Annotated in this window: 27 protein-coding genes; 22 read left to right on the forward strand and 5 right to left on the reverse strand. The window is 73.1% G+C overall.

The window, feature by feature from the left end:
• Positions 1–54: 54 nt before the first annotated feature.
• Positions 55–498 (reverse strand): response regulator transcription factor, encoded by a 444-nt coding sequence (locus tag EIO00_RS14115; protein WP_140179067.1) that lies wholly within the window; start codon positions 496–498, stop codon positions 55–57.
• Positions 499–580: 82 nt separating this feature from the next.
• Between EIO00_RS14115 and ctaE the strand changes: the two genes are divergently transcribed.
• The 5 genes from ctaE (at position 581) to EIO00_RS14140 (ending at position 6,145) form a co-directional block, all read left to right on the forward strand.
• On the forward strand, positions 581–1,240 hold the full coding sequence (ctaE, locus tag EIO00_RS14120) for an aa3-type cytochrome oxidase subunit III (RefSeq protein WP_140179069.1): 660 nt from the start codon (positions 581–583) through the stop codon (positions 1,238–1,240).
• A 43-nt stretch (positions 1,241–1,283) separates the two neighbouring features.
• Positions 1,284–2,195 carry a cytochrome bc1 complex diheme cytochrome c subunit gene (gene qcrC / locus EIO00_RS14125; RefSeq protein WP_140179071.1) on the forward strand — a complete coding sequence of 304 codons (912 nt, stop codon included), beginning with the start codon at positions 1,284–1,286 and terminating at the stop codon, positions 2,193–2,195.
• Positions 2,192–3,307 carry a cytochrome bc1 complex Rieske iron-sulfur subunit gene (qcrA, locus tag EIO00_RS14130; protein WP_140179073.1) on the forward strand — a complete coding sequence of 372 codons (1,116 nt, stop codon included), beginning with the start codon at positions 2,192–2,194 and terminating at the stop codon, positions 3,305–3,307. The genes qcrC and qcrA overlap by 4 nt, the downstream gene beginning before the upstream one ends.
• A complete protein-coding gene (gene qcrB, locus EIO00_RS14135; protein ID WP_140179075.1) occupies positions 3,304–4,941 on the forward strand; it encodes a cytochrome bc1 complex cytochrome b subunit in 1,638 nt (545 codons plus the stop codon). The genes qcrA and qcrB overlap by 4 nt, the downstream gene beginning before the upstream one ends.
• Positions 4,942–5,011: 70 nt before the next feature.
• Positions 5,012–6,145 carry a glycosyltransferase family 4 protein gene (locus EIO00_RS14140; RefSeq protein ID WP_140179077.1) on the forward strand — a complete coding sequence of 378 codons (1,134 nt, stop codon included), beginning with the start codon at positions 5,012–5,014 and terminating at the stop codon, positions 6,143–6,145.
• 83 nt (positions 6,146–6,228) lie between these two features.
• On the opposite strand, the gene EIO00_RS24205 is transcribed toward EIO00_RS14140, so the two are convergent.
• Positions 6,229–6,660 carry an ATP-binding protein gene (locus EIO00_RS24205; RefSeq protein WP_161602720.1) on the reverse strand — a complete coding sequence of 144 codons (432 nt, stop codon included), beginning with the start codon at positions 6,658–6,660 and terminating at the stop codon, positions 6,229–6,231.
• 339 nt (positions 6,661–6,999) lie between these two features.
• On the opposite strand from EIO00_RS24205, the gene EIO00_RS14150 reads away from it, so the two are divergent.
• Both EIO00_RS14150 and EIO00_RS14155 read left to right on the forward strand, forming a co-directional pair.
• Entirely contained in the window at positions 7,000–7,530 is a 531-nt protein-coding gene (locus EIO00_RS14150; protein WP_140179081.1) for a DUF6624 domain-containing protein, read from the forward strand.
• Between the two features lie 178 nt (positions 7,531–7,708).
• Complete coding sequence (locus tag EIO00_RS14155; protein ID WP_140179083.1) at positions 7,709–8,272, forward strand: NADAR family protein; 564 nt, start codon at positions 7,709–7,711, stop codon at positions 8,270–8,272.
• Between the two features lie 375 nt (positions 8,273–8,647).
• Here EIO00_RS14155 and EIO00_RS14160 read toward each other — a convergent pair whose 3' ends face one another.
• Positions 8,648–9,055, reverse strand: coding sequence for an ATP-binding protein (locus EIO00_RS14160; protein ID WP_140179085.1), 408 nt, complete (start codon positions 9,053–9,055; stop codon positions 8,648–8,650).
• Between the two features lie 210 nt (positions 9,056–9,265).
• Here EIO00_RS14160 and EIO00_RS14165 point away from each other — a divergent pair, with 210 nt between their 5' ends.
• Positions 9,266–9,919, forward strand: a complete 654-nt coding sequence (locus EIO00_RS14165) for an NAD(P)H-binding protein (RefSeq protein ID WP_140179087.1) — start codon at positions 9,266–9,268, stop codon at positions 9,917–9,919.
• Positions 9,920–9,988: 69 nt separating this feature from the next.
• Here the strand turns inward: EIO00_RS14165 and EIO00_RS14170 are convergent, their stop codons facing one another.
• Positions 9,989–11,779 (reverse strand): AMP-dependent synthetase/ligase, encoded by a 1,791-nt coding sequence (locus tag EIO00_RS14170; protein ID WP_140179089.1) that lies wholly within the window; start codon positions 11,777–11,779, stop codon positions 9,989–9,991.
• A gap of 264 nt (positions 11,780–12,043) precedes the next feature.
• Between EIO00_RS14170 and EIO00_RS14175 the strand changes: the two genes are divergently transcribed.
• The 5 genes from EIO00_RS14175 to EIO00_RS14195 all read left to right on the forward strand — a co-directional run bounded on the left by EIO00_RS14175 (position 12,044) and on the right by EIO00_RS14195 (position 15,928).
• Positions 12,044–12,742 carry a copper homeostasis protein CutC gene (locus tag EIO00_RS14175; protein WP_140179091.1) on the forward strand — a complete coding sequence of 233 codons (699 nt, stop codon included), beginning with the start codon at positions 12,044–12,046 and terminating at the stop codon, positions 12,740–12,742.
• A gap of 76 nt (positions 12,743–12,818) precedes the next feature.
• Positions 12,819–13,586: a metallophosphoesterase family protein gene (locus tag EIO00_RS14180; protein WP_140179093.1), complete on the forward strand. Its 768-nt coding sequence runs from the start codon at positions 12,819–12,821 to the stop codon at positions 13,584–13,586.
• Between the two features lie 96 nt (positions 13,587–13,682).
• Entirely contained in the window at positions 13,683–14,114 is a 432-nt protein-coding gene (locus EIO00_RS14185; protein ID WP_140179095.1) for an SRPBCC family protein, read from the forward strand.
• 145 nt (positions 14,115–14,259) lie between these two features.
• Positions 14,260–15,207: an ROK family glucokinase gene (locus EIO00_RS14190; protein WP_140179097.1), complete on the forward strand. Its 948-nt coding sequence runs from the start codon at positions 14,260–14,262 to the stop codon at positions 15,205–15,207.
• Between the two features lie 19 nt (positions 15,208–15,226).
• Positions 15,227–15,928, forward strand: a complete 702-nt coding sequence (locus EIO00_RS14195) for an endonuclease/exonuclease/phosphatase family protein (RefSeq protein ID WP_140179099.1) — start codon at positions 15,227–15,229, stop codon at positions 15,926–15,928.
• Between the two features lie 39 nt (positions 15,929–15,967).
• Here the strand turns inward: EIO00_RS14195 and EIO00_RS14200 are convergent, their stop codons facing one another.
• On the reverse strand, positions 15,968–16,765 hold the full coding sequence (locus EIO00_RS14200) for a hypothetical protein (protein WP_140179101.1): 798 nt from the start codon (positions 16,763–16,765) through the stop codon (positions 15,968–15,970).
• A 366-nt stretch (positions 16,766–17,131) separates the two neighbouring features.
• On the opposite strand from EIO00_RS14200, the gene EIO00_RS14205 reads away from it, so the two are divergent.
• The 9 genes from EIO00_RS14205 (at position 17,132) to thiI (ending at position 25,400) form a co-directional block, all read left to right on the forward strand.
• On the forward strand, positions 17,132–17,848 hold the full coding sequence (locus tag EIO00_RS14205) for a lysophospholipid acyltransferase family protein (RefSeq protein WP_140179103.1): 717 nt from the start codon (positions 17,132–17,134) through the stop codon (positions 17,846–17,848).
• A gap of 4 nt (positions 17,849–17,852) precedes the next feature.
• Complete coding sequence (macS, locus tag EIO00_RS14210; RefSeq protein WP_140179105.1) at positions 17,853–19,007, forward strand: MacS family sensor histidine kinase; 1,155 nt, start codon at positions 17,853–17,855, stop codon at positions 19,005–19,007.
• Positions 19,008–19,113: 106 nt separating this feature from the next.
• Entirely contained in the window at positions 19,114–19,800 is a 687-nt protein-coding gene (locus EIO00_RS14215; protein WP_140179227.1) for a response regulator, read from the forward strand.
• A 148-nt stretch (positions 19,801–19,948) separates the two neighbouring features.
• Positions 19,949–20,887 (forward strand): TIGR04222 domain-containing membrane protein, encoded by a 939-nt coding sequence (locus EIO00_RS14220; protein WP_161602721.1) that lies wholly within the window; start codon positions 19,949–19,951, stop codon positions 20,885–20,887.
• A 102-nt stretch (positions 20,888–20,989) separates the two neighbouring features.
• Complete coding sequence (locus EIO00_RS14225) at positions 20,990–21,535, forward strand: hypothetical protein (RefSeq protein WP_140179109.1); 546 nt, start codon at positions 20,990–20,992, stop codon at positions 21,533–21,535.
• A complete protein-coding gene (locus EIO00_RS14230; protein WP_140179111.1) occupies positions 21,532–22,356 on the forward strand; it encodes an MbnB/TglH/ChrH family RiPP precursor modification enzyme in 825 nt (274 codons plus the stop codon). The genes EIO00_RS14225 and EIO00_RS14230 overlap by 4 nt, the downstream gene beginning before the upstream one ends.
• A gap of 23 nt (positions 22,357–22,379) precedes the next feature.
• Positions 22,380–22,877, forward strand: a complete 498-nt coding sequence (locus EIO00_RS14235) for an SCO6045 C-terminal-like domain-containing protein (RefSeq protein ID WP_206664139.1) — start codon at positions 22,380–22,382, stop codon at positions 22,875–22,877.
• Between the two features lie 112 nt (positions 22,878–22,989).
• Positions 22,990–24,015: a 6-phosphofructokinase gene (locus EIO00_RS14240; protein WP_140179113.1), complete on the forward strand. Its 1,026-nt coding sequence runs from the start codon at positions 22,990–22,992 to the stop codon at positions 24,013–24,015.
• A gap of 149 nt (positions 24,016–24,164) precedes the next feature.
• Positions 24,165–25,400: a tRNA uracil 4-sulfurtransferase ThiI gene (gene thiI, locus EIO00_RS14245; protein ID WP_140179115.1), complete on the forward strand. Its 1,236-nt coding sequence runs from the start codon at positions 24,165–24,167 to the stop codon at positions 25,398–25,400.
• Positions 25,401–25,409 lie beyond the last annotated feature (9 nt).

Below are 25,409 nucleotides of genomic sequence, written 5' to 3' on the forward strand. Positions count from 1 at the left end.
GGTGTCGGCAATGCAGAGGACGGCGGGCGCCGTCCCGCGCCCGCCGGACTCGGACTAGCGGACCGGCAGCCGGGCGGCCCGGCGGCGCCGCAGCTGATCCGCCACCGCCTCGGCCAGCGCCATGGGGTCCAGCGGCTGGCTCACCACGGCGTCGGCCCGGGACCAGGTCGCCAGCCACCCGTCGTCGCGCCGGGCGATGATCGCCACGAACGGCGGGCAGTCGTAGACCTCGTCCTTGGCCTGCCGGCAGACCCCGAGGCCGCCGGCCGGCTGCGCCTCCGCGTCCACCACGGCCACGTCGATGTCGCCGGCGTCCAACCGCGCCACCACGGCGGGGTGGGTGGCGACCTCCACGTACTCCACCGGGGGCAGGTCGGCCGCCGGCCGCCGGCCGATCGCCATCCGCACCTGCGCGCGGGTGTCGGCGTCGTCGCTGTAGACCAGGACCTTCATGGGGGCTTCGCCGTCGGCGGCGGGCCCGGACGTGGAGATGCTCATGGCAGGCTAGGCTACCGGTTCCGAGCCGGTCGGACCCCCTAGTGGGGGGTCATGCTCGGGACCTCCCCCGGGTGCCGCAATAATGTCGCCCGTGGCAACAGCATCCGCGATTCAAACAACTCCGCACGCTCGGACCAACCGTCCCAACCTGGTCAGCGTGGGGACGATCGTCTGGCTGTCGTCCGAGCTGATGTTCTTCGCGGCGTTGTTCGCGATGTTCTTCACCATCCGCTCGGTGACCATCGGCCAGGACGGCCAGGAGGCGTGGCCTGGGGTCGAGCTGGACCTTCCGTTGGCCTCTTTCAACACCATCATCCTGGTGTTGTCCTCGATAACCTGCCAGTGGGGCGTGTTCAAGGCCGAGGCCGGCAAGGTCAGGCGTGACGGCAGCATCTTCAACGTCCGCAAGTGGGGCCTGCGCGAGTGGTACGTGCTCACCTTCCTGATGGGCGCGTACTTCGTGGGCGGCCAGCTCTTCGAGTACTACAACCTGGTCACCCACGACGGCCTGACGCTGTCGTCGTCGGCGTACGGCTCGGTCTTCTACATGACGACCGGCTTCCACGGCCTGCACGTGACCGGCGGGCTCATCGCCTTCCTGTTCGTCCTCGGCCGTACCTTCGCTGCCAAGCGCTGGACTCACGAGCAGGCGACCAGTGCGATCGTCGTGTCCTACTACTGGCACTTCGTCGACGTGGTCTGGATCGGCCTGTTCGGCGTGATCTACCTGCTCGACCTCTAGCCTCTGCCCGACTTCCATCGACATGACCCGAACGGGGATATCCGTGAAAAGGTTCACCGCATGGCGACGGCGCCCCTGGGCGGGCTACGCCGTCGTGCTGGCGGCCCTGGCGGCGATCGGGGTGATCTACGCCGGACTCTCGCCGCGCACCGACCGCGCCGAGGCGGCTCACTCCGCGCAGGCCGCCGCCGACCTGGCCAACGGCCGGCAGCTTTACAACAAGAACTGCGCCAGCTGCCACGGACCCAACGCCGAGGGCACCAAGGACGCCGAGGGCCGTCCGCTGGCGCCCAGTCTGATCGGTGTCGGCGCGGCCTCGGTCGACTTCCAGGTCTCCACGGGCCGCATGCCCGCGATGAACCCCGGTGCGCAGGTGCCCCGCAAGGAGCCGATCCCGGAGTTCAACACCAACATCCCGACCGACTACCACGACCCGAAGCAGCGGGAGAAGGCCGAGAAGCAGAAGGCCCAGGCCGAGAAGAACCTGGCCGACCTGCGCAACTACATCCAGTCGCTGGGCGGTGGACCCGAGGTCCCCAGCGCCGAGATGGTCGACCCCGACAGCGGCGACGTCGCGCTCGGCGGCAAGCTGTTCCGCACCAACTGCGCCCAGTGCCACAACTTCGTCGGCTCCGGCGGCGCGCTGACCGGCGGCAAGTACGCTCCGCCGCTCAGCAACTCCGACGTCACCCCGACGCAGATCTACGAGGCGATGCTGACCGGGCCGCAGGCCATGCCGGTGTTCAACGACACCACGCTGACGCCGGAGCAGAAGAAGGCGATCATCGCCTACGTGGTGAAGACCCGTGAGGAGCCCAACCCCGGCGGCAACGGCCTGGGCCGCATCGGTCCGGTGGCCGAGGGCCTGACCGGCTGGCTGGTCGGCCTGTCGATGATGGTCCTGGCGGCGATGTGGCTGACCGCCAAGAAGCCCAAGAAGCTGAAGAAGTCATGAGCGACAACACCGGCTCGAACGAGCCCATGGAGTCCGGCGACGCCGTCCGCAAGGAGCAGTCGCCCAAGCGCAAGGTCGGCACCCCGGCCCAGGGCGGTCGGCTGCTGGCCACCGACGAGTCCGAGCCCGCCCCGCAGGGCGCCGGCGCCAAGCTCGACGAGGCCGCCGCCAAGCGGGCCGAACGCGTGGTCGCGGCGCTCTTCCTGCTGGCCGCGCTGGCCAGCGTCGGGTTCATCGCCGCGTACGTGTGGAGCGGGACCCAGGGCCCCGACGGCATGCACGGCATTGACGACGCGCGAGCCTCCAACTACGCGCTCGGCGCCTGCATGACCGTGGCGATGCTGGCCATGGCCGTCGGCGTGACCATCTGGGTGCGCCGGCTCATGACCAGCAAGCAGATCGTCCAGCAGCGCGGAGAGCTGCCGTCCGGCGAGGCCACCCGGGCCGAGTTCGAGGCCGCCTTCATGGAGGGGGCCGAGGACAGCGGGATCACCAAGCGGCCGCTGCTGCGGCGCACCCTGCTGCTGGCCGCCGCCCCGTTGGGGCTGGCCCCGCTGGTGCTGCTGCGCGACCTCGGCCCGCTGCCGGAGAAGCGGCTGCGCCACACCTTCTGGGGCGAGGCCGTCAAGCAGGCCAAGGCCCAGGGCAAGCAGGGCGTCCGCCTGGTGGTGGACGGCACCAACCGGCCGCTGCGGGTCAGCGACTTCGCCACCCCCGGCTCCATGATCACGGTGGTGCCGGAGGGGATCGACAAGTCGCCCCACGCGATGAACGAGATCGCCAAGGCGGTCACCATCCTGATCAACGTCCCCGCCGAGAAGTTCAAGCCGGTCAAGGGGCGGGAGAACTGGCACGTGAACGGGATCGTCGCCTACTCCAAGATCTGCACGCACGTGGGCTGCCCGGCGGCCCTGTACGAGCAGACCACGCACCACATCCTGTGCCCGTGCCACCAGTCCACGTTCGATGCCACCGATGGCGCCAAGGTCATCTTCGGTCCGGCGGCCAGGCCCCTTCCGCAGCTTCCGCTGTCGGTCGACAATGAGGGTTACCTGATCGCCACCGGCGACTTCCCCGAGCCAGTCGGTCCGAGCTTCTGGGAGCGCGGATGAGCACGCAGAGCACGCCCCCCAAGGCGGTCTCCGGGCCGCTGAACTTCCTGGACGACCGGCTCGGATCCACCACCTTCTTCCGCCGGAACATGAAGAAGGTGTTTCCGGATCACTGGTCGTTCATGCTGGGCGAGATCGCCCTCTACTCGTTCGTCATCCTGCTGCTCACCGGAACCTTCCTGACCCTGTGGTTCCAGCCGAGCATGCACGAGGTGGTGTACGAGGGGTCCTACACCAAGCTGCGCGGCGTGGTGATGTCGGAGGCCTACGCCTCCACCCTGCACATCAGCTTCGACGTGCGGGGCGGTCTGCTGATGCGGCAGATCCACCACTGGGCCGCGATCCTGTTCATGTGCGCGATCGCCGCGCACATGCTGCGGGTGTTCTTCACCGGCGCCTACCGCAAGCCGCGTGAGCTGAACTGGCTGATCGGCATCGGCCTGTTCACGCTCGGCATGGTGGAGGGCCTGTTCGGCTACTCGCTGCCGGACGACCTGCTGTCGGGCACCGGTCTGCGGATCACCCAGGGCGTCGCCGAGGCGATCCCGGTGGTCGGCACCTACATCTACATGTTCCTGTTCGGCGGCGAGTTCCCGCACGGCACCCACGGCGAGATCATCCCGCGTCTGTTCACCCTGCACGTGCTGCTGATCCCCGGCGTCATCCTGGCGCTGATCACCGCCCACATGATGATCATGTGGCATCAGAAGCACACGCAGATGCCTGGCCCCGGCCGCACCAACGACAACGTGGTGGGCTACCCGTTCTACCCGGTGTTCATGGCCAAGACCGGCGCGTACTTCCTGTTCACCTTCGGGGTGATCGCGCTGCTGGCCACGTTCGCCCAGATCAACCCGATCTGGATGTACGGGCCGTACGACCCGGGCGCCATCTCGGCCGGCTCCCAGCCGGACTGGTACATGGGCGTGCTGGAAGGCTCGCTGCGCATCATGCCGAACTGGGAGACCACCGCGTTCGGCCACACCATCAGCTGGAACGTGCTGATCCCGGCACTGGTGCCGCTGGGCCTCGTCTTCGGCGGCGCGGCGCTGTGGCCGTTCCTCGAGCAGTGGATCACCGGTGACAAGCGCCACCACCACCTGGTGGAGCGTCCGCGCAACGCCCCGGTCCGCACCGGCGTGGGCATGGCCGCCATCACCTTCTACGGCCTGCTGTGGCTGGCCGGCGCCAACGACGTGATCGCCGAGCGGTTCCACGTCTCGCTGTTCGCCACCACGTGGTTCTTCCGGTTCGCGATCTTCATCGGCCCGGTGCTGGCGTTCGTCGTCACCAAGCGGATCTGCCTGGGCCTGCAGCGCAAGGACGCCGCCGTCATGCACCACGGCGTCGAGGCGGGCATCATCATGATGTCGCCCGAGGGGGGCTTCAGCGAGAAGCACGAGCCTCCGACCGAGGAGGAGCGGGCGGTCATCCTCAGCAAGGAGAACAAGTCCCCCGCGCTGCGGACCGCCGACGACAACGGCATCCCCGCGCCCGGCGCCAAGGGGCCGCTGGGCCACCTGCGGGGGCGGCTGCACCGCTACTGGACCTTCGACGACATCCCCGTGGAGGAGCACGACCACGAGGAGCACGCCGAGGTCGACGAGGGCGCCCGCAAGGAACTGACCCACTGAGCCGCCTCGAGAGCGCGAACGAGCCCGTCACCGCTTGCGGTGGCGGGCTCGTCCGTACGCTGGAGCCGACATGACCAAGACGCTCGTGGTGACGAACGACTTCCCGCCCCGGCCGGGCGGCATCCAGGCGTTCGTGCACAATCTGGCGGTGCGCCGCCCGCCCGGATCGGTGGTGGTGTACGCGCCCGCCTGGACGGGGGACGCCGCCTTCGACGCGGCGCAGCCGTTCCCGGTGGTGCGTCATCCCACGTCGCTGATGCTGCCGGAGCCGTCGGTGCTGCGGCGGGCCAGGGAGATCGTCCGCTCGGAGGGCTGCGACTCGGTGGTGTTCGGAGCGGCGGCGCCGCTGGGGCTGCTGGCTCCGGCGCTGCGCCGGTGCGGGGTGCGGCGGCTGGTGGGCATCACCCACGGGCACGAGGCGGGCTGGGCGGCGCTGCCGGTGGCGCGACGGGCGTTGCGCCGGATCGGGGACGAGGTGGACGTGCTCACCTACCTGGGGGAGTACACCCGGTCCCGGATGGCGGCGGCGCTCTCCCCCCGGGCGGCGGCCCGGATGGCGCGGCTGGCTCCGGGGGTGGACGAGAAGGCGTTCTTCCGGGGGAGCGGGGGCGAGGAGATCCGGCGGCGGTACGGGCTGGGGGACCGGCCGGTGGCGGTGTGCGTGTCGCGGCTGGTGCCCCGCAAGGGCCAGGACGCGCTGATCCATGCCTGGCCCGCGGTGCTGCGCCGGGTGCCGGACGCGGCCCTGCTGCTGGTCGGCGGCGGGCCGTACCGCGCCGCGCTGGAGCGGCTGGCCGCCGCCCGGGGGGTGGCGGACTCGGTGTTCTTCACCGGCAGCGTGCCGTGGGAGGAGCTGCCCGCCCACTACGACGCCGGCGACGTGTTCGCGATGCCGTGCCGGACCCGGCGGCGGGGCCTGGACGTGGAGGGTCTGGGCATCGTGTACCTGGAGGCGTCGGCGACCGGCCTGCCGGTGGTGGCCGGGAACTCGGGGGGCGCTCCGGACGCGGTCCTCGACGGCGAGACCGGCCTGGTGGTCGACGGCCGGTCGGTCCGTGCGGTGGCCGAGGCCGTGGCGGGGCTGCTGGCCGATCCCGGGCGGGCGCGGGAGATGGGCGAGCGGGGCCGGGCCTGGGTGGAGCGGGACTGGCGATGGGACGTCCAGGCCGCGCGCCTGGACGCTCTCCTGAACGGGACTTCCTGAGCGGGGCTTGGCCCTCGCGCCCGGCGGCGTCGCCCGCCGCGGACGCCGGATCGCCCTGAGGCGGCTTCAGTGCGTTCGCGGGCTCAAGCGCGTTCGGACTCGTGCCGCTCCGGAGCCGACGGCGTCGATTCCACCGCGCAGTCGGGGTCGTGCAGCTCGAACCACACCAGCCGGCCGGAGCCGGTGCGGCAGCTGCCCCATTCCTTGGCGAGCAGATCCACGATCAGCAGCCCGCGGCCGCTCTCCTCCGCGGAGCCGCGGCGGGGGGCCGGAACCGGATCCGCGCCCAGGTCGCGGACCTCGCCGCGGACGATCTGCCCGGCGTGACGCAGGGCGATCTCGACGGTGGGCGAGCCGATGTGCACGATGGCGTTGGCGGCGACCTCGTCGAGCAGCAGCACCGCGTCGTCGTGGACGGAGCAGCCGCGCAGCGCGGCGGACGCGAAGGCGCGCACCTTGGCCAGCTCGGCCGGGTCGCCCTTGAAGGTCCTCCGGTGAACCCCGTCGCGTGCCACGCCCCGTCCTTCCCATGCCGTCCGTCCCCGCTCGGGTCCGGCATGCTTCATCGCCCCGGGTCGGCGCTCCCTCCCCGCCGCCGTGGCGCAACCGAACGTAACACTACGCTCTCGAAGCGTTGTCGGCGCTGCTTTCGATGCCCGGCGGGCGGTACGCCGCACCGGCCGCACCACCGGCGGCACGGGCGCCGACGGGAGAATCCCCCATCCGTTTCCGGTTACATGTCCATTATCTCCGTCGCGCGCAGGGCGTGTCATCGCTCCGCGGGCCGATTTCCGGCGGTCCGTCCGTTGCTAGCGTGACACCGCCTCCCGCACGGAACGATCGGACGGAGACGCATGAACGAGGAACTGGCGCAGGAGCTCATCGCCATGGGCCGGGCCGACGGCGCCGCGGCGCACAAGGCGCTCAGCGACGACTTCGCCGAGCGGCTTCAGTGGCGGCGGCTGACCGCCGAGCACGGCGACCGGCTGATGCAGATCATGGACGAGCACGGCTGGCCGACGGCCGACGAGGTGGGCACGGAGGCCGCGCGCGCCGCCTGGCTGATCGCGCAGCACGCCGACCGGCAGCTGGAGGTGCAGCGGCGGGCCCTGCGGCTGCTGGAGCGGGCGGTGGCCGAGGGCCGGGCCGGCGCCCGTGAGCTGGCGTTCCTGCGCGACCGGGTGCGGGTGAACGAGGGACGTCCGCAGATCTACGGCACCCAGATCGCCGGGGTGCGCGACGGCGTTCCCGTGCCCTGGCCGTGCGTCGATCCCGAGCGGATGGACGCCCGGCGCGCCGAGGCGGGCATCCTCCCGTTCGCCGAGCACGTCGCCCGGTACGCCCCGGACCGGGGCGCGGATCGGGATCCGGCTCCGGGATCGTGACGGCGGCCTCCGGGGCCGCCGTGCCGGGGGCCCGCGCCTCGGCGGTCGCGAAGGCGCGCGTGCGGCTCGGCGGCGTCGCGCCCGCCCGTGCGCGCCGGCGGGCGCTCATCGGCGCGGCCGTCGGTCGCGGCCGGATCCCGTTTGCGCGGCGGCCGGCCCGGGCGGGAGAGTGACCGGCATGGATTCCGCAGAGCCGCGCAGCGTGGCGGACGTCCGCAGGCTCGAAGAGCTGGGGCGTCCGATGGAGTTCCTGTTCTTCTGGGGGCACCGGCCGTCCCGGTCGGGCGAGATCGGCAGGAGCAGCCTCAGCCAGTGGTGGGAGTGCCCGTTCACCGTCGACGGCGTCACCTACCGCAGCGCCGAGCACTGGATGATGGCGCACAAGGCGCTGCTGTTCGGCGACGAGCGGGCGTTCGCGCGGATCCTCCGGGCCGAGCACCCGGCGGAGGCCAAGAGGATCGGGCGTCAGGTGGCAGGCTTCGACGAGGCGACGTGGGCGGAGCGCCGCTGGGAGATCGTGGTGTCCGGGAACGTCGCCAAGTTCGGTCAGAACCCCGAGCTGGGCGCCTATCTGCTGGGCACCGGCGACCGGATCCTGGTGGAGGCGAGCCCGCTGGACCGCGTCTGGGGGATCGGGCTGGCCGCCGACGACGAGCGGGCGTCCTCGCCGTCCCGCTGGCGAGGTCTCAACCTGCTGGGATTCGCCCTGATGGAGGCGCGCTCCCGGCTGCGCGCCTCCTGATCGGGCGGATCGATCACGGTGTGGAGGAGGGGCCGCGCCGGCACCCCCGGGCTTGGGGTTCCACGCCGCCCGTTCCTGCCCGGGGCGCGGATCCGGTCGTGCTCGGCGGCCTAGCGCCCAGGGTGGGGGAGTCTGGGGTGGGCGCCGACGGTGCGGCGGCCGCCTGGCCGGATCGGACGCCGGCGTGGACGGGGGTGCCGGACGCGGTCCGATGGCACGGTCGGCCGTACCGAGGAGGGAGCGTGGGTCGCGCCCAAGTCGCCTCCATGGGTCCTCCTCGGTGGTGCCGGTGACCGACCGCATCAGCGACGTTAGGCGCGAGAACGATCACGCGCACGTCTCTTAGTCCTGTCTTAAGGATCAGCTGAGCTTGCCCTAAGCCGCGCGCAGGCCGTGGGCGCAGGCCGGCTCGAACCGCACCAGGCGGCCGTGGGGGAGGCGTCGGGTGCCCCAGCCGGCGGCGAGCACGCTGACCGGCAACAGTCCGCGGCCCGCCTCGCGGCCCCGGTCCGGCGGGGCCGACCGGGGCCGGGTCGGCGCGCCGGCGTCGACGACCTCCGCCCGGAGCGCGTCGACCCGGTGCCGAATCGTCACCTCGAACTCTCCGCCGGGGCGGCCGGAGTCGCTGTGCAGCACGGCGTTGGCGGCCGCCTCGTCCAGCAGCAGGACGAAGTCGGCCGCCGCCGGGCAGCCCGGCGGCAGCGAGCGGCGGGCGAACCGGCGGACCTCCGCCAGTGCGGCCGGCTCGCCCCGGAACGTTCTGCGGTGGACCCGCTCGTCCATCGGCCTCTCCTCGTGGATCGCCGAGCGACCGCACCGGCACGATAAACCCGGATGTTTTATGTAAAAGGTGTCTTATATGACATTTAAGGGTGGCGACGGGAAAGGCTGATCCCGGCGCCGGCCCGCCCGTGCCCGCCGGCCGGTCCGCACGGCCGCATGCGGCCGGGTCGCGGGGAGGGGCGGCGTGCGGAGGTGCGTAGGATCGGCGACATGGACGTCGTGATCGCCGGGGGCCATGGGAAGATCGCGCTGCGGCTGGAGCGGATCCTCTCCGCTCGGGGAGACCGGGTCACAGGACTGATCCGCAATCCGGACCACGCCGAGGACCTGCGCGCCGCGGGCGCCGAGCCGGTGGTGCTCGATCTGGAGCGGGCGTCGGTCGAGGAGGCGGCCGCCGTCCTGGAGGGCGCCGACGCGGCGGTGTTCGCCGCCGGGGCCGGGCCCGGCAGCGGCGCCGCCCGCAAGGACACCGTCGACCGCGCCGCATCGGTGCTGCTGGCCGACGCCGCCCAGCGCGCCGGCGTCCGCCGCTTCCTGCAGATCTCCTCGATGGGGGTGGACGAGCCGCCGCGTCCCGGAAGCGACGAGGTGTGGGCCGCCTACCTGCGCGCCAAGGGGGAGGCGGAGCGGGATCTGCGCGCCCGCGATCTGGACTGGGTGATCCTGCGCCCGGGCCGGCTCACCGACGACCCGGGCACCGGGCTGGTCACGCTGGCCGAGCCGAAGGTGGGGCGCTCCGACGTCACCCGCGACGACGTGGCCGCGGTGCTCGCCGCCCTGCTGGAGGCCCCGCACGTGCGGCGTCGCACGCTGGAGCTGGTGGGCGGGACGACCCCGATCGCCGAGGCCGTCGCCGCCCTGTGAGCCGCACCGCCCGACCCGGGCGGCGGGGTTCGGGCGGCGCGGCTCAGGAGGCGGGGATCGAGAGCGCGATCAGGAGTACATCGCCTCGATCTCGTCGGCGAAGTCCTTGATCACCACGTTCCGCTTCACCTTCAGCGACGGCGTCAGGTGGCCGCTCTCCTCGGTGAAGTCCACGTTCAGGATCCGGTACTTCTTGATCGCCTCGGCCTTGCTGACGCTCTTGTTGGCCTCGGCCACCGCCGCGTCGATCGCGGCGATCACGTCCGGGTCCTCGCGCAGCTGCTCGACCGTCAGATTCTCGGGCTTGCCGTGGGCCTTCAGCCACGGCCCGGCCGCCTCGACGTCCAGCGTGATGAGCGCGCCGATGAACTTGCGGCCGTCGCCCACCACCAGGCACTGGCTGATCAGCGGGTGCGCCCGCAGCCGGTCCTCCAGCGGCGCGGGCGCCACGTTCTTGCCGCCCGCGGTCACCAGGATCTCCTTCTTGCGCCCGGTGATCTTCAGGAAGCCCTCGTCGTCGAGCGAGCCGAGATCGCCGGTGTGGAACCACCCGTCCTCGACCGCCTCCTTGGTGGCGGCCTCGTTGTGCCAGTAGCCGCGCAGCACGTTCACGCCCTTGACCAGGATCTCCCCGTCGTCGGCGATCCGCACGGCGACGCCGGGCAGCGGCTTGCCGACGGTGCCGATGCGCAGCGCGCTGGGCCGGTTGACGGTGGCGGGCGCGGTGGTCTCCGTCAGGCCGTAGCCCTCCAGGATGGTGATGCCGACGCCGCGGAAGAAGTGCCCGAGCCGCTCGCCGAGCGCGGCGCCGCCGGACACCGCATAGGTGACCCGTCCGCCGACCGCGGCCCGCAGCTTGCGGTAGACCAGCAGGTCGAACAGCCGGTGCTTGAGCTTCAGCCCCAGACCGGGGCCGCCGGGGGAGTCCAGCGCCTTGCTGTAGGCGATGGCGGTGTCGGCGGCCTTGTGGAAGATCTTGCCCTTGCCCTCGGCGATGGCCTTCTGCTCGGCGCCGTTGTAGACCTTCTCGAACACCCGCGGCACCGCCAGCAGGAACGTCGGCCGGAAGCTCGCCAGGTCGGGCAGCAGGCTGGGGATGTCGCTGTGCCCGAGCACGATCCCGGCCTCGATGGTCAGCACCTGGATCAGCCGGGCGAACACGTGCGCCAGCGGCAGGAACAGCAGCGTCTGCGCCCCGTCGATGGCGATCTCGTTCAGCGCGCCCTCGATGGCGTTGCGCGAGGTCTCCAGGAAGTTGGCGTGGGTCAGCTCGCAGCCCTTGGGGCGGCCGGTGGTGCCCGAGGTGTAGATGATGGTGGCCAGGTCGGAGGACTTGCGGGAGGTGCGCCGCTCGGTCAGCGTCTCGTCGGAGACCTCGGCGCCCAGCCGGGTCAGCTCCTTGACCGCGCCGCCGTCGATGCTCCACACGTGCTTCAGCCCGGTCAGCTTGTCGCGGACCTGGGCGACGGTCTTCAGGTGGGCGTCGTGCTCGACGATCAACGCCGTGGCCCCGGAATCGGAGACGATCCACTCGATCTGTTCGGCGGAGGAGGTCTCGTAGATCGGCACGGTGACCCCGCCGGCCGCCCAGACGGCGTAGTCCAGCAACGTCCACTCGTACCGGGTGCGCGCCAGCAGCGCCACCCGGTCGCCGGGCTCGACGCCCGCCGCGATCAGTCCCTTGGCCGCCGCGGAGATCTCGGCCGCGAACTCGGCGGCGGTCACCGCGCTCCACGCGTCGCCGGACTTGCGGCGCAGCACCACTCGGCTCGGCTCGGCCTCGGCACGGGAGAACGGCGCGTCGGTCAAAGTGGTGGAGTCCGGGACCTCCACCAGAGGGGGGACGCTGAACTCGCGCACGGTCACTCCTCCATTGAGCACGGCAAACGACCTGATGGGACGCTACCGCCTTCCACTACTCGTTGGTAGCCTCGGGGGCGAGAGCCCGTTCACAATCGCGTCACATTCGGGCCGCGACGCCGTGACGGTCGAGCGTTCCCGCCGAATCCCGGCGCCTCATTCGTACCCGGTCCTAGGCTGGATGCACAGCATGCGGGCGTCCGGGTGGGGGGCGCCCGCCCGCGGGCCGACGCGCCCGCCCGACGACGGCGATGCGGAGGGGGCATGGCGCTGCTCGAGGTGATCGCGCTCGATGACGCCGACGCCCGTGCGGCCGAGCGGGGCGGCGCCGATCGGATCGAGGTCGTCGCCGACATGGCCGCCGGAGGACTGACGCCCGACCCGGAGGCCGTCGCCCGGATCCGCCGGGCGACCACGCTGCCCATGCGGGCGATGCTGCGCGCCAACTCCGGCTTCCGCATCACCCCGCCCGAGCTGGACCGGCTGCGCCGCGCCGCCGGAGACCTCAAGCGGGCCGGGGTGGACGGGTTCGTGTTCGGCTTCCTCGACGCCTCCGGGGCGGTGGACCTGGCCGCCGTCGCCAAGCTCGCCGCGGTCGCCGACCCCCTGCCGTGGACGTTCCACCGGGCGATCGACCACGCCGCGGAGCCCGACGCGGCATGGCGGTCGGTGCTGGAGATCGGCGGCACCCTGGACACCATGCTGACCGCCGGTTCCGCGCGCGGCCTGGACGCCGGGGTGGAGGCGCTGGTGCGCCGGGCGGCCGGCGATCCCGCGGCGGCCCGGATGATCATGGCCGGCGGCGGGCTGCGCCGCCGGCACGTGGCCCCGCTGGCGGCCGCCGGGGTGGGCGCGTTCCACGTCGGCGGCGCGGTGCGGCCGGACGGCTCCTGGACCGTCCCGGTGGACGCCGGGCTGGTCCGCGAATGGCGGGCGCTGGTCTCGGCGGGCGCCGCGGCCTGATCCGCGGTCGGACGGGACGGCCGCCCGGCCCTCGGACGCACGGGCCCTTCGGGCGAACGGGTCTTATCGTCAGGGCATGCGGATCCATGTGGTGAGCGACGTCCACGGTAATGCGGAGGACCTGCGGCGGGCCGGCGAGGGGGCCGACGTCTTCATCTGTCTGGGCGACCTCATCCTGTTCATCGACTACGCCGATCACGGCCAGGGCATCTTCGCGGAGCTGTTCGGCCGGGAGAACGCCGACCGCCTCATCGCGCTGCGCACCGAGAAGCGGTTCGAGGAGGCGCGCGAATTCTCCCGCCGCCTGTGGAACTCCCTGGAGGGCGGCGCCTGGCCGCACATCGAGCGTTCGGTGCGCCGCCAGTACGCCGAGCTGTTCGCGGCCATGCCCTCCCCGGCGTACCTCACCTACGGCAACGTCGACGTCCCCGCGATGTGGGGGGACTACCTGCGCGAGGGGCACCGGGTGCTCGACGGGGAGGTCGCCGAGATCGGCGGGCTGCGGTTCGGGTTCGTCGGCGGCGGGCTGCGCACCGTCTACCGCACCCCCTATGAGCTGGACGAGGAGGAGTACGCCGCCAAAGTGGCCGCGGTCGGCGAGGTGGACGTGCTGTGCTGCCACATCCCCCCCGCCGTGCCGGAGCTGCTGTACGACACCGTCGCCCGCCGGTTCGAGCGGGGCAGCGAGGCGGTGCTGGACGCCATCCACCGCACCCGGCCCCGGTACGTGCTGTTCGGGCACGTGCACCAGCCGCTGGCAAAACGGATGCGGATCGGCCGTACCGAATGCGTCAACGTGGGCCACTTTCGGGCCAGCGGAGCGCCGTACGTGCTGGAGCTGTGACGATACTGGCCATCGATGCGGTCATCGATACGGCCGTCGAGGCCGGCGACGACGGGCGCCCGGCGCGCCCGGGGCACAGGCGGGAGGGGGCAGACGATGGCGGACCGGACGAGCTCTTCCATCACCATCAAGGCGGGCCGGGACGAGATCATGGCGGTCATCGCCGACCTGGAGGCCTACCCGGAGTGGACCGACGGGATCCGCGACGTCGAGGTGCTCGACACCGGCCCGGACGGGCGGCCGGCCCGGGCGCGGCTGACCATCGACGCCGGTCCCGTCCGGGACTCCTACACGCTGGCCTACACCTGGCGGGACGACGGCGTCCGCTGGGAGCTGGCGGAGAGGGGCGCCGTGGTCTCCGGCCTGCGCGGCTCCTACCGGCTGCGGGAGGGCGCGGACGGCACCGAGGTCACCTACGAGCTCACCGTGGACGTGCGGATGCCGATGATCGGTCTGGTCAAGCGCAAGGCCGAGAAGAGGATCGTCGATTCGGCCCTGAACGGGCTGCGCCGCCGCCTGGAGGGCTGAGCGATACCGCGGCGGTACCGACTCCTCGCACGGGAACGATACGGTTATCGGCCGGCGACGGGTGGATGATGTTCCCGTGACGGGCACCGTCGCCCGTCGGGGCCCGCACGCGTCGGGCGGTCGGGCCCCGTGAGGAGGAGGGTTCATGGCGCTGACCATCGGTGTGGACGTGGGCGGTACGAAGGTCGCCGGCGGGGTCGTCGATGACCAGGGCAGGATCTTGGAGAAGGTCCGCAGACCCACCCCCTCCACCGATCCCCGACAGACCGCGAACGTCATCGCCGAGGTCGTGGACCTGCTCAAGGGCAAGCACCCCGAGGTCGAGGCGGTGGGGCTGGGCGCGGCGGGGTTCGTCGACCAGGCCCGCGCCACCGTGTTGTTCGCCCCCAACCTGGCCTGGCGGAACGAGCCGATCAAGGAGAAGGTGGAGCGGCTGACCGGGCTGCCGGTGGTGGTGGAGAACGACGCCAACGCCACCGCCTGGGGCGAGTACCGGTTCGGCGCCGGCCGGGGCGAGCAGTTCCTGGTGCTGGTGGCGCTCGGCACCGGCATCGGCGGCGGCATCATCGTCGACGGCGAGCTGTACCGCGGCCGGTTCGGCGTCGGCGGGGAGATCGGCCATCTGCGGATGGTGCCCGACGGCCGCCGCTGCGGCTGCGGCAACCGCGGCTGCTGGGAGCAGTACGCCAGCGGCAACGCGCTGGTGCACGAGGCCCGCGAGCTGGCCCGGGTGGCGCCGCTGACGGCGGCCCGGCTGCTGGAGCTGGGCGCGGGCTCTCCGGAGGGGATCAGCGGGCCGGAGATCACCCAGGCCGCCCGGGAGGGCGACCCGGCCGCGCTGGAGTGCTTCGAGATCGTGGCCTCCTGGGTGGGGAAGGGGCTGGCCGATCTGGCGGCGATCCTGGACCCCGGCGCGTTCGTCATCGGCGGCGGGCTGTCGGACGCCGGGGACCTGCTGCTGGAGCCGGTCCGCGCGGCGTTCGAGGCCGCGGTCACCGGTCGCGGTCACCGGCGGCTGGCCGACATCCGGATCGCCGAGCTCGGCTCGGCCGCCGGACTGGTGGGCGCGGCGGATCTGGCACGTTCCCGGTGACGGTTCCGACGGTCGTGCGATGACCGAGCTGCGGGTGCTCGGCTACAACATCCGGTCCATGCGCGACGACCGGAACGCGCTGAGGCGCGTGATCCGGCACTGCGCGGCCGACGTGGTGTGCCTGCAGGAGGTCCCCCGGTTCGGGCGCTGGCGGGCCCGCCGCGACGCGCTGGCCGCCTCCTGCGGCCTCGCCGTGGCGGCGAGCCGCCGCCCGGCGGGCCTGGCCGTGCTGATCGGCCCCCGCTGCCGGGTCCTGCACGCCGAGCACCGCCTGCTGTCCCGGGTGCGGGGCATGCACCGGCGGGGCCTGGCGCTGGCCGTCCTCGAGATCGACGGCGCCCGGATGATCGCCGCCAGCACCCACCTCGACCTGCACCCCGACCCTCGTCGTGCGCACGCCGCCGAGGTCCTGGCCGTCCTGGAGCGGGCGGGCCGGGAGCACGCCGCCCCCGTGATCCTCGCCGGCGACGTCAACGAGCAGCCCGGAGGCCCCTCCTGGTCGCTGCTGACGGACGCGCTCGCCGACGCCTACACGACGGCGCCGCGCGGATCCGGGGACACCTACTCCTCCCGCAACCCGCGCAGGCGCATCGACGGCGTCTTCGTCGACCGGGGCGTCACCGTGCTCGGCTGCGGCGTCCCCGACGACCCCGCCCTGGCCCCGGACCTCCCGCTGGCCACCGACCACCTGCCGGTGGTGGCCGACCTGCGGTTGCCGTGACCCGCGGCCGCCGTAGGGCTCCGCGCCGCCCGGAGGGGGTCAGACCACGGCGCCGTCGTCGGTGTCGCGCGGGTCGTCGCCCATGCGCAGCACCAGGGTGACGAAGCCGCCGATGAACGCCGCGACCGACGCGAACGCCGCCCAGCCGGGGACCTCCCAGCTCAGCAGCACCGAGATCAGCAGGTACAGCGGTCCGCCGACCAGGGCCAGCCAGGCGGTCTTGGTGACCGGGTCGGCGCTGGGCAGCGGGGGAGGCGGCGGCGGGACGTAGTGCCCCTCGTCGTCGGGCTCCGGCGGCTCGTCGGCGGGCTTGATCACCCGGGCGGTCGGCAGCGCGCCGGTGCGGTCCTCGCCCTCCGCGCGATCGGACGGCTCGTCCAGATCCTCCTGCTCGGGCCAGGGCGCCTCGCCCTCGACGGGCGGGGCGTCGAACCCGGCGACGATCTCCGCCCAGATGGCGTCCTCGTCGCGTTCGGCGGTGACGGCGCCGCCGGGACGCCCGGGGGAGCCGGGCCGGTCGGGCCGGCCCGGATCGGCGGGGTCCCGGTCGGCCGGCTCGGGAAGGTCGGCGTCGGCCGCCCGCAGCCGGGTCAGCTGGACGCGCAGGATGCCCTCGGCCGCCGACTGCATCGTGGTGTCGACGTACAGCCGGTCCAGGCAGTCGCCGTCGGCGCCCGTGGTGCGCGGCCCGTCCTCGCCCGGCCCCGGGGTCGGGATGACATAGGCGGCCACCCCCGCCTCGCGCAGCGCCTCCAGCATCGTGTCGGCCAGATGCGGTGCCAGATCGATCAACGGGGCGTACGAGTCGGCATCCAGTCCATTGCCACGGCGCTTCACGGGGCCGGCTCCTTCGACGACTCCAGCGCGACCGACAGCACCGGCATGACGGCCTCCGCTCCCAGTTCACGTGCGTCCCCACGGTACCCGCCGCATCGCCCGGTCGGACCGGGACGCACACCCGCGTGGTTTTCTACGGTATTCGTTCGGCGGCGCCGGACAAGACGGGCGGGGGACATTCCATGACGAGTCCGGCGGCCGGGTCCGGCCGTCCCCCCGGCCCGGACGCGTCCTGCGGTGTGGGCACACGCGCCGCAGGGATGGGAGGATGACCCATCATCATTCCCGTGTCACGTCGTGACCGGGCGTGTTCGGTGCTCAGTGTGAAGGCGCGGGCACCCCTGGCGGACCGAGGAAGGTGTCGGCATGTTCTGGTTCTGGATGCTGCTGCGGATCATTCTGTCACCGATCCTGTACATCGTGTGGCGGCCGCAGAACTCGGGAATGGAAAATGTTCCCAAGTCGGGCCCGGCCCTCCTGGTCAGCAATCACCAGTCGTTCGCCGATCATTTTTTCGGGCCGCTGCCGCTGCGCCGCCGGATCTTCTTCCTCGGCAAGGCCGAGTACTTCACCGGCAAGGGCCTCAAAGGGCTGATCAGCAAGGCGTTCTTCACCGGCGTGGGCGTGGTGCCGGTCGACCGCAGCGGCGGCAAGGCCAGTGAGCGGGCGCTGGAGACGGGCCTGCGGATCCTGGCCGAGGGCAAGCTGCTGGGCATCTACCCCGAGGGCACCCGGGCCCCTGACAAGCGGCTGTACCGGGGCAAGACCGGCGTGGCCCGGCTGGCGCTCAAGTCGAAGGTGCCGGTGATCCCGATGGCGATGATCAACACTTTCGACCTGATGCCGGCCGGACAGCCCTACCCGCGGCTCGGCGTGCGGCCGGGGGTGAGGTTCGGCAAGCCGATGGACTTCTCCCGCTACTACGGCATGGAGGACGACCCCAAGGTGCTGCGCAAGGTCACCGACGAGATCATGCAGGCCATCCGGGAGCTGTCGGGACAGGAGTACGTGGACCGGTACGCCGCGGAGGTCAAGGCCGAGATGGCGGCCAAGAGGCGGAGCGAGGCCGAGGGCGACGGCTGACCCGATGGGGTTCGAGGCGCCGTTGTGGCGGGCGCTGGCGGTCTTCCGGATCGCCGCCCTGTTGTACGCCGGCGCCGTGATCTTGCGCAACGTCGACCAGTACCGCAGCCAGGCCGGCGGCTGGACGGTGCTGGCGATCATGGCGGCCTGGACGGCGTGCACCGCCTACGCCTACGCCGATCCGGCCCGGCGCCGGTGGCCGCTGCTGGTCGTCGACCTGGCGGTGGCCACCGGCTGCCTGCTGGCCACCGCCTGGGTGGAGCGTCCCGAGCGGATCGCCGCCGGCGCCCCCACCCTGACCATGGCCTGGGCGGCGGCGCCGGTGCTGGCGTGGGCGGTGTCCGGCGGCAGACGGCGCGGTTCGGCGGCGGCCGCGGCGGTCGGGGCGGCGAGCATCGCGGTGCACGGCATCGCGGGCCACGGGCTCATGCCGACCCAGGCCGCGTTCAACGGCGTGGTGCTGCTGTTCCTGGCCGGGATCGTGGTCGGGCACGTCGCCGAGCTGGGCATCGAGGCCGAGGCCCGGCTGGCGCGGGCGATCGAGCTGGAGGCGGCCACCCGGGAGCGGGAGCGGCTGGCCCGCCGCATCCACGACTCGGTGCTGCAGGTGCTGGCCCTGGTGCAGCGGCGCGGCAGCCGGCTCGGCGGGGAGGCCGCCGAGCTGGGGCGGCTGGCGGGGGAACAGGAGGCGGCGCTGCGCGCGCTGATCGGCAGCGGCCCCAGGCTCGGGGAGGACGAGCGCCTGGAGTCCGACGCGGACGCCGATCTGGGGGCGCTGCTGCACGCGCACGCCGACGCGACGGTCACCGTCTCCACCCCGGCCGACGCGGTGCCGGTCCCGGCGCGGGCCGCCCGGGAGATCGACGCGGCGGTCGCCGCCGCGCTGGACAACGTCCGCCGCCACTGTCCGCCGGGAACCCGGGTCTGGGTGCTGGTGGAGGACGATCCGGAGGCCGTCACGGTCAGCGTCCGCGACGACGGGCCCGGCATGCCCGCCGGGCGGCTCGCCGAGGCCGAGGCCGCCGGACGGCTGGGGATCGCGCAGTCGATCAAAGGGCGGATCCGTGATCTGGGCGGCACGGTCGACATCGTCTCCGCACCGGGGGAGGGCACCGAGATCGAGATGATCGTTCCCCGCGCCCGGCTCGGGGGCTCATGACGGGGCCGTGGCGGCCTTATGACGGTCCCGCATGGCAGTACCGCGACGGTCCGTGCGAGGGTGGCCCGTCCGTCCGGCCGTCCCTATGGTGACGTTCGTGACCGACATGAGCGACTTCGGGCAGGCCCCCCGATCGGTGCGGGTGATGATCGTCGACGACCATCCGATGTGGCGGGACGCCGTCGCCCGGGACCTGACCGAGGCCGGACACGAGGTCGTGGGCGCGGTCGGGGAGGGACGGGCCGCCATCCGCATCGCCGCCGCGACCCGCCCCCAGGTGGCCGTCGTGGACCTGCAGCTCCCCGACATCAGCGGCGTCGAGGTGGCCCGCGCCCTGGTCGCTCCCGGCGAGGACGGCGAACCGGCGGTGCGGGTGCTGGTGCTGTCGGCCAGCGGCGAGCGGCAGGACGTGCTGGACGCCGTCAAGGCGGGCGCCACCGGCTATCTGCTCAAGTCCGCCGCCCGCGAGGAGTTCCTGGAGGCGGTGCGGCGCACCGCCGAGGGCGACGCGGTGTTCACGCCGGGGCTGGCCGGGCTGGTGCTGGGCGAGTACCGCAGACTGGCCGCCGAGTCCGGCCGCGCCGCCGACGACGCCCCCCGGCTCACCGAGCGGGAGACCGAGGTGCTGCGGCTGGTCGCCAAGGGCCTGACCTACAAGCAGATCGCCCAGCGGCTGGTGCTCTCGCACCGCACCGTGCAGAACCACGTCCAGAACACCCTGAACAAGCTGCAGCTGCACAACCGCGTCGAGCTCGTCCGGTACGCCATCGAGAAGGGGCTGGACCGGGAGTGAGCGCCTTGCGGGTGACGTCTCGGGTGATTTAAGGGCGAACGTCCGACCTCTCCGTATTCGGGGGACTTTCGGGTGAACCGGCGGGCGGGGCGGGCCGTCCAACACGTCGAGGCCCGGAGTGCCGGGCCGGAGACATCAGGAGGCGCCCGTGAACGGGCTCGCTGCGGACGTGCTCGCCGCCGCCGGGGACACCTGGGGGATCCCCGGACCGTTGTTCCTGGCCGGCTATGTGCTCATCGCGCTGCTCCTGGTGGTGCGGGCGCTGAGGAAACGGCGCGCCGGCTCCACCTCCGCCCCCGCCCGCGACCTGTCCGCCTTCGAGCTCGCCTACCTGGCCGGCGGCCGGCCCCGGGCGCTCGCGGCCGCGCTGGCGTCGCTGCGCGCCCAGGGGGCCGTGGAGCCCGCCGGGAGGGGGCGGCTGCGCGCCACCGGCGCCCCCGGCCGGTTCGCCGACGGCGCCCTGGACGGCGCGGCCCTCGCCGTCGTCCGCTCGAGCGGCGAGATCGCCGTCACCAGGCTGCAGAACGCGCGCCAGGTCAGACGTCTCCTGGACGACATGCAGTCCCGGCTGGAGCGGCGCGGGCTGCTCAACGGCGCCCTCCGGCGCGCCCGGCTGCGGCTGCCCGCGCTGTGGCTGTTGGCGCTGGCGGCCGTCGGCGCCGTCCGGGTGATCGCGGGCGTCCGGAACGAGCGTCCGGTGCTCTGGCTGGTCCTGGCGATCGTCGCGACCGTCGCCGCGGCCGTCGCCGTGGCGTCGACCGTCCCCCGGCTCGCCCCCGCCGGGCGCCGGGCCCTGGAGGAGGCTCGGCGGGAGCATGCGCACCTCGATCCCGCAAACCGGCCGGCATGGTCCACCTACGGGGCCTCCGGCCTGGCCGTCGCCGTGGCCGTGTACGGCCTCACGGCGATGGAGGGCTATGACCCCCGGTTCGTCGCCGAGGCCGGGCTCCACCGCATCCTGCAGTCCGGACAGTCCGGAGGGCACGCCGGCGGCGGGGACGGAGGCGGCTGCGGAGGCGGCTGCGGCGGGGGCGACGGCGGAGGCGGCTGCGGCGGTGGAGGCTGTGGAGGCGGCTGCGGCGGCTGACCCGCCGGCTCCGTTCCACGCCTCGACGTCCCCGCCGACATCCCCGCCGAACGGACCTCGACCACAGGAGATCGGCGAAGCAGCGCCGGGGAAGGAGGGCACGTGGAGGTCCTCATCGGGGCGGGGGACGCCTGGGGCGTCGCCGCCCCCGTGTTCCTCGCCGTCCATCTCGCCGCGGGAATCGCCGCGACCGGATGCGTTCTGGCCGTCCGCCGCCGCGTCACCGCGGGCCGTCCGCCGGACGGCGAACCGACCCCCTATGAGCCGGCCTGTCTGGCGGGCGGGCGGCTGCGGGTGGTCATGGCCTCGGCGGGCCGGCTGCATCACCAGGGGGCGGTCCGGCTGCGCTCCGACATGGCCGCGGTGCAGGCCGCCCACGACCGCAACCCCCACCTGGACCCCGGGCTGAGGCCCGCCTTCGCCGCCTACGGCGCCGAGGCGGTGGCGCTCAGCACGGCGCTGTACGGCGCCCGGACGCCGGCCCGCCTCGACCGCTCCTTCATCGTGGACCGGACGGTGTCCAAGGTCCTGTCCTCCTCGTCCGGCTCGCCCTCCGCCGCGGTGTGCGCCGACGCGATCCACGGCACCTGCGCGAGCGGTTGCGGAGGCTGCGGCGGTGGAGCCTGCGGAGGCGGAGGCGGCATATGACCGAGGTCCTCGCTCAGTGCGGCGTCGGCATCGGCTGGCGCCCGGAGATCGCCGGGTTCGTCGCCGGCCTGCCCGGGCTGCGGTTCACCGAGGTCATCGCCGAATCCGTGCATCCCGGTCATCCGCCGCGGCTGCTGGCGGAGCTGCGCGACCGCGGCGTGCGGGTCGTCCCGCACGGCGTGCGGCTGTCGCTGGGCGGGGCCGAACCGGTGGCGCCCGAGCGGGTCGCCCGTCTCGCCGCCGTCGCCGAGACGCTGGACGCCCCGCTGGTCAGCGAGCATGTGGCGTTCGTACGGGCGGGCGGACTGGAGGCCGGGCATCTGCTGCCGGTGCCGCGCACCCGGGCCGCGCTCGAGGCGCTGACCGACAACATCCGGCGGACCTGCGCCGAGCTGCCCGTGCCGCTCGCGCTGGAGCCCATCGCGGCGCTGTTCGACTGGCCGGACGCCGAGTACACCGAGGCCGAGTTCCTCACCGAGCTGCTCGAACGCACCGACGTGCACCTGCTGCTGGACGTCGCCAACGTCTACGCCAACGCCCGCAACCGGGGACAGGACCCGCTCGACCTACTGGACCGCCTGCCCCTGGAGCGGATCGCCTACTGCCATGTGGCGGGCGGCAGGCGGCACGAGGGCCTCTATCACGACACCCACACCGATCCGGTCCCCGCCGAGGTCCTCGACCTGGTGAGGGAACTGTCCGCCCGCCGTCGCCCGCCCGCCCTGCTGCTGGAGCGCGACGGCCGCTACCCGCCCGCCGCCGAGCTGCGCGCCGAGTTGGACGCCGTCGCCGCCGCGGCCGGGCTCCCCGCGATCACATGACCGGTCGCGAGGGGAGCGGCTCCGTGCCGGAGGAGGGCCGGATCCGTCCGCATGCGGACGGATCCGGCGCCGTCGACGGCGCCCGGGAGGCGCTGGCGGCGGCTCAGGAGGCACTGGTCGCCGCGCTGGTGGCGGGCGGTCCCGTCCCCTCGGGATTCGACCCGGACCTGCTGGGGGCCGCGTCCCGGGCGCTGCTGAGCAAACGGGCCGGGGAGGTCGCCCGCGCCTGGCCGGCGCTGGCCGCCTCCTTCGGGCCGCGGTGGGGCGAACGGTTCGCGCGCTGGGCGGAGGGTAGGCCTCCCCGTGGTCCGTGGCGGGACGGCTGGGACTTCGCCCGCGCGCATCGCGACGCGCTGGACCCGGCCGCCGCCCGCGAACTGGCCCTCGCCGAGGCGCGTTGGCGCTATGACGGGAACGGGGAACCGCGGCCCCGCAGGTTCGCCCTCCGCCGGATCCCCGGGGGAGGGGTGGCGGTGATCGTCTCCGGCAGGCTGCAAACCGTCCTGCAGAGGCCTTCCTGACGATATGGTCTAGACCAATGGCGAGGCCGTGGCGTCGGCGCGGGACGCGGGCGCGCCGTGCCGTCACACCCGTGCGGCCAGGCAGATCAGTGACTTCTGGGGAGGAGAGCAGATGCGCGTCGGAGTACTGACCGGGGGAGGCGACTGTCCCGGCCTGAACGCCGTGATCCGCGCCGTGGTGCGCAAGGGCGTCCAGGTCTACGGCTATGAGTTCCTGGGCTTCAGGGCGGGCTGGCGCGGCCCCCTGGAGGGCGACACGGTCACGCTGGACGTCCAGGCCGTCCGGGGGATCCTGCCGCGCGGCGGGACGATCCTGGGATCGTCGCGGACCAACCCGCTCAAGACCGAGGGGGGCATCGAGCGGATCAAGGACAACCTGGCCGGGCTGGGCGTGGACGCCCTGATCGCCATCGGCGGCGAGGACACCCTCGGCGTGGCCAGGGAGCTGCACGCCAACGGCGTCAACGTGGTCGGCGTGCCCAAGACCATCGACAACGACCTGGGCGCCACCGACTACACCTTCGGCTTCGACACCGCGGTCAACATCGCGATGGAGGCCATCGACCGGCTGCACACCACCGCCGAGAGCCACCACCGCGCGCTGATCTGCGAGGTGATGGGGCGGCACGCGGGCTGGATCGCGCTGCACGCCGGCATGGCCGCCGGGGCCAACGTCATCCTGATCCCGGAGAAGCCGTTCGACATCGACAAGGTCGTCGAGTACGTCGAGAGCCGCTTCAAGACCCGGTACGCGCCGATCATCGTGGTCGCCGAGGGCGCGCACCCCGTCGAGGGGCAGATGGCGGTGCAGAGCAAGGAGCTGGACGCCTTCGGCCACGTCCGGCTCGGCGGCATCGGCCAGTGGCTGGCCGACGAGATCGAGAAGCGCACCGGCAAGGAGGCCCGCTGCACCGTGCTGGGCCACATCCAGCGCGGCGGCACCCCCAGCGCCTTCGACCGGGTGCTGGCCACCCGCTTCGGGCTGCACGCCATCGACGCCGTCCACGACGGCGACTACGGCAAGATGGTCGCGCTGCGCGGCACCGACATCGTCCGGGTCGGGCTGGATGAGGCGACCAAGGAGCTCAAGACCGTCCCGCTCGAGCGCTACACCGAGGCCGAGGTCTTCTTCGGCTGACCGGCGGCCGGCCGCGGCCGGCCGCCCGCGCCCGCGGGTCCGGGGAATGCACCCGGATCCGCGGGCCTTATCGTGTCGCGGTGGTCGTCCGCTTGGGCGACACTGGAGAGACGTTTCCTTCCCCGATACCTGGTGCAGGAGGTCCTCGCATGACCGTGCTCGACGCCACGGCCCAGACCGCCGACGGCATCACGGTGGCCGGTGAGCCGTGCGTGCTGATCAAGCTGGGCGAGGTCGTGCTCAAGGGCAGGAACCGGGAGACGTTCGAGCGGCGGCTGCAGGGCAACATCCGCTCGGCCGTCCGGGACATCGCCCCGGTGGAGATCTGGCGTCGGCACGGCGTGATGGTGGCGCGCGTCGGCGGCGGGACCGCGGACGTCGCCACGGTGGACGCGCTGGCCGAGCGGATCGCCGACGTGATGGGCATCGTCTGGGTGCACCGCGCCTGGCGGGTCGGCAAGGACCCCGACAGCGTGGTGCGCGCGGCGCTGGACCTGATGTCCGGCCGCACCGGCTCGTTCGCGGTGCGGTCCCGCCGGCGCGACAAGCGGTTCCCGCTGACCTCCACCGAGATCGACCGGCTGGTCGGCACGAAGATCGTCGAGGCCTACGGGCTGCCGGTCAGGCTCAAGAACCCCGACCACACCCTCGCGGTCGAGGTCGACCGCGACGAGGTGTTCGTCTACACCGACGGACTGCCCGGGCAGGGCGGGCTGCCGGTGGGGATGAGCGGGCGGGCGCTGGTGCTGCTGTCGGGCGGCATCGACTCCCCGGTCGCCGCCTACCGGATGATGCGCCGCGGGCTGCGGGTGGACTACCTGCACTTCTCCGGCATGCCGTTCACCGGCCCCGAGTCCATCTACAAGGCGTACGCGCTGGTCCGGGAGCTGGACAAGTTCCAGGGCGGCTCGCGGCTGTTCGTGGTGCCGTTCGGCAAGGCCCAGCAGCAGATCAAGTCCTCCGGCGCGGATCGGCTGGCGGTGCTCGCCCAGCGTCGGCTGATGCTGCGCACCGGCGAGCTGATGGCGCACCGGCTCGGCGGCGCCGCGCTGATCACCGGCGACTCGCTCGGCCAGGTCAGCAGCCAGACGCTGGCCAACATGACCGCCCTGAACGACGCGGTCGAGCTGCCGATCCTGCGCCCGCTGGTCGGCATGGACAAGGTCGAGATCATGGACACCGCCCGCCGGATCGGCACGCTGGCCATCTCCGAGCTGCCCGACGAGGACTGCTGCACTCTGCTGGCGCCGCGCCGGGCCGAGACCCGCGCCAAGATCGAGGACCTGCGGCAGATCGACAAGCGGCTGGACGCCGAGGAGCTGGCCGAGCGGCTGGCCGACTCGGCGCAGGAGCACCGGCCCGCCTACGGCGAGGGCGCCGCCTGAGCGCCGGGC

Origin of the sequence: Thermomonospora catenispora (assembly GCF_006363815.1) — a bacterium.
GTDB lineage: Bacteria > Actinomycetota > Actinomycetes > Streptosporangiales > Streptosporangiaceae > Thermomonospora > Thermomonospora catenispora.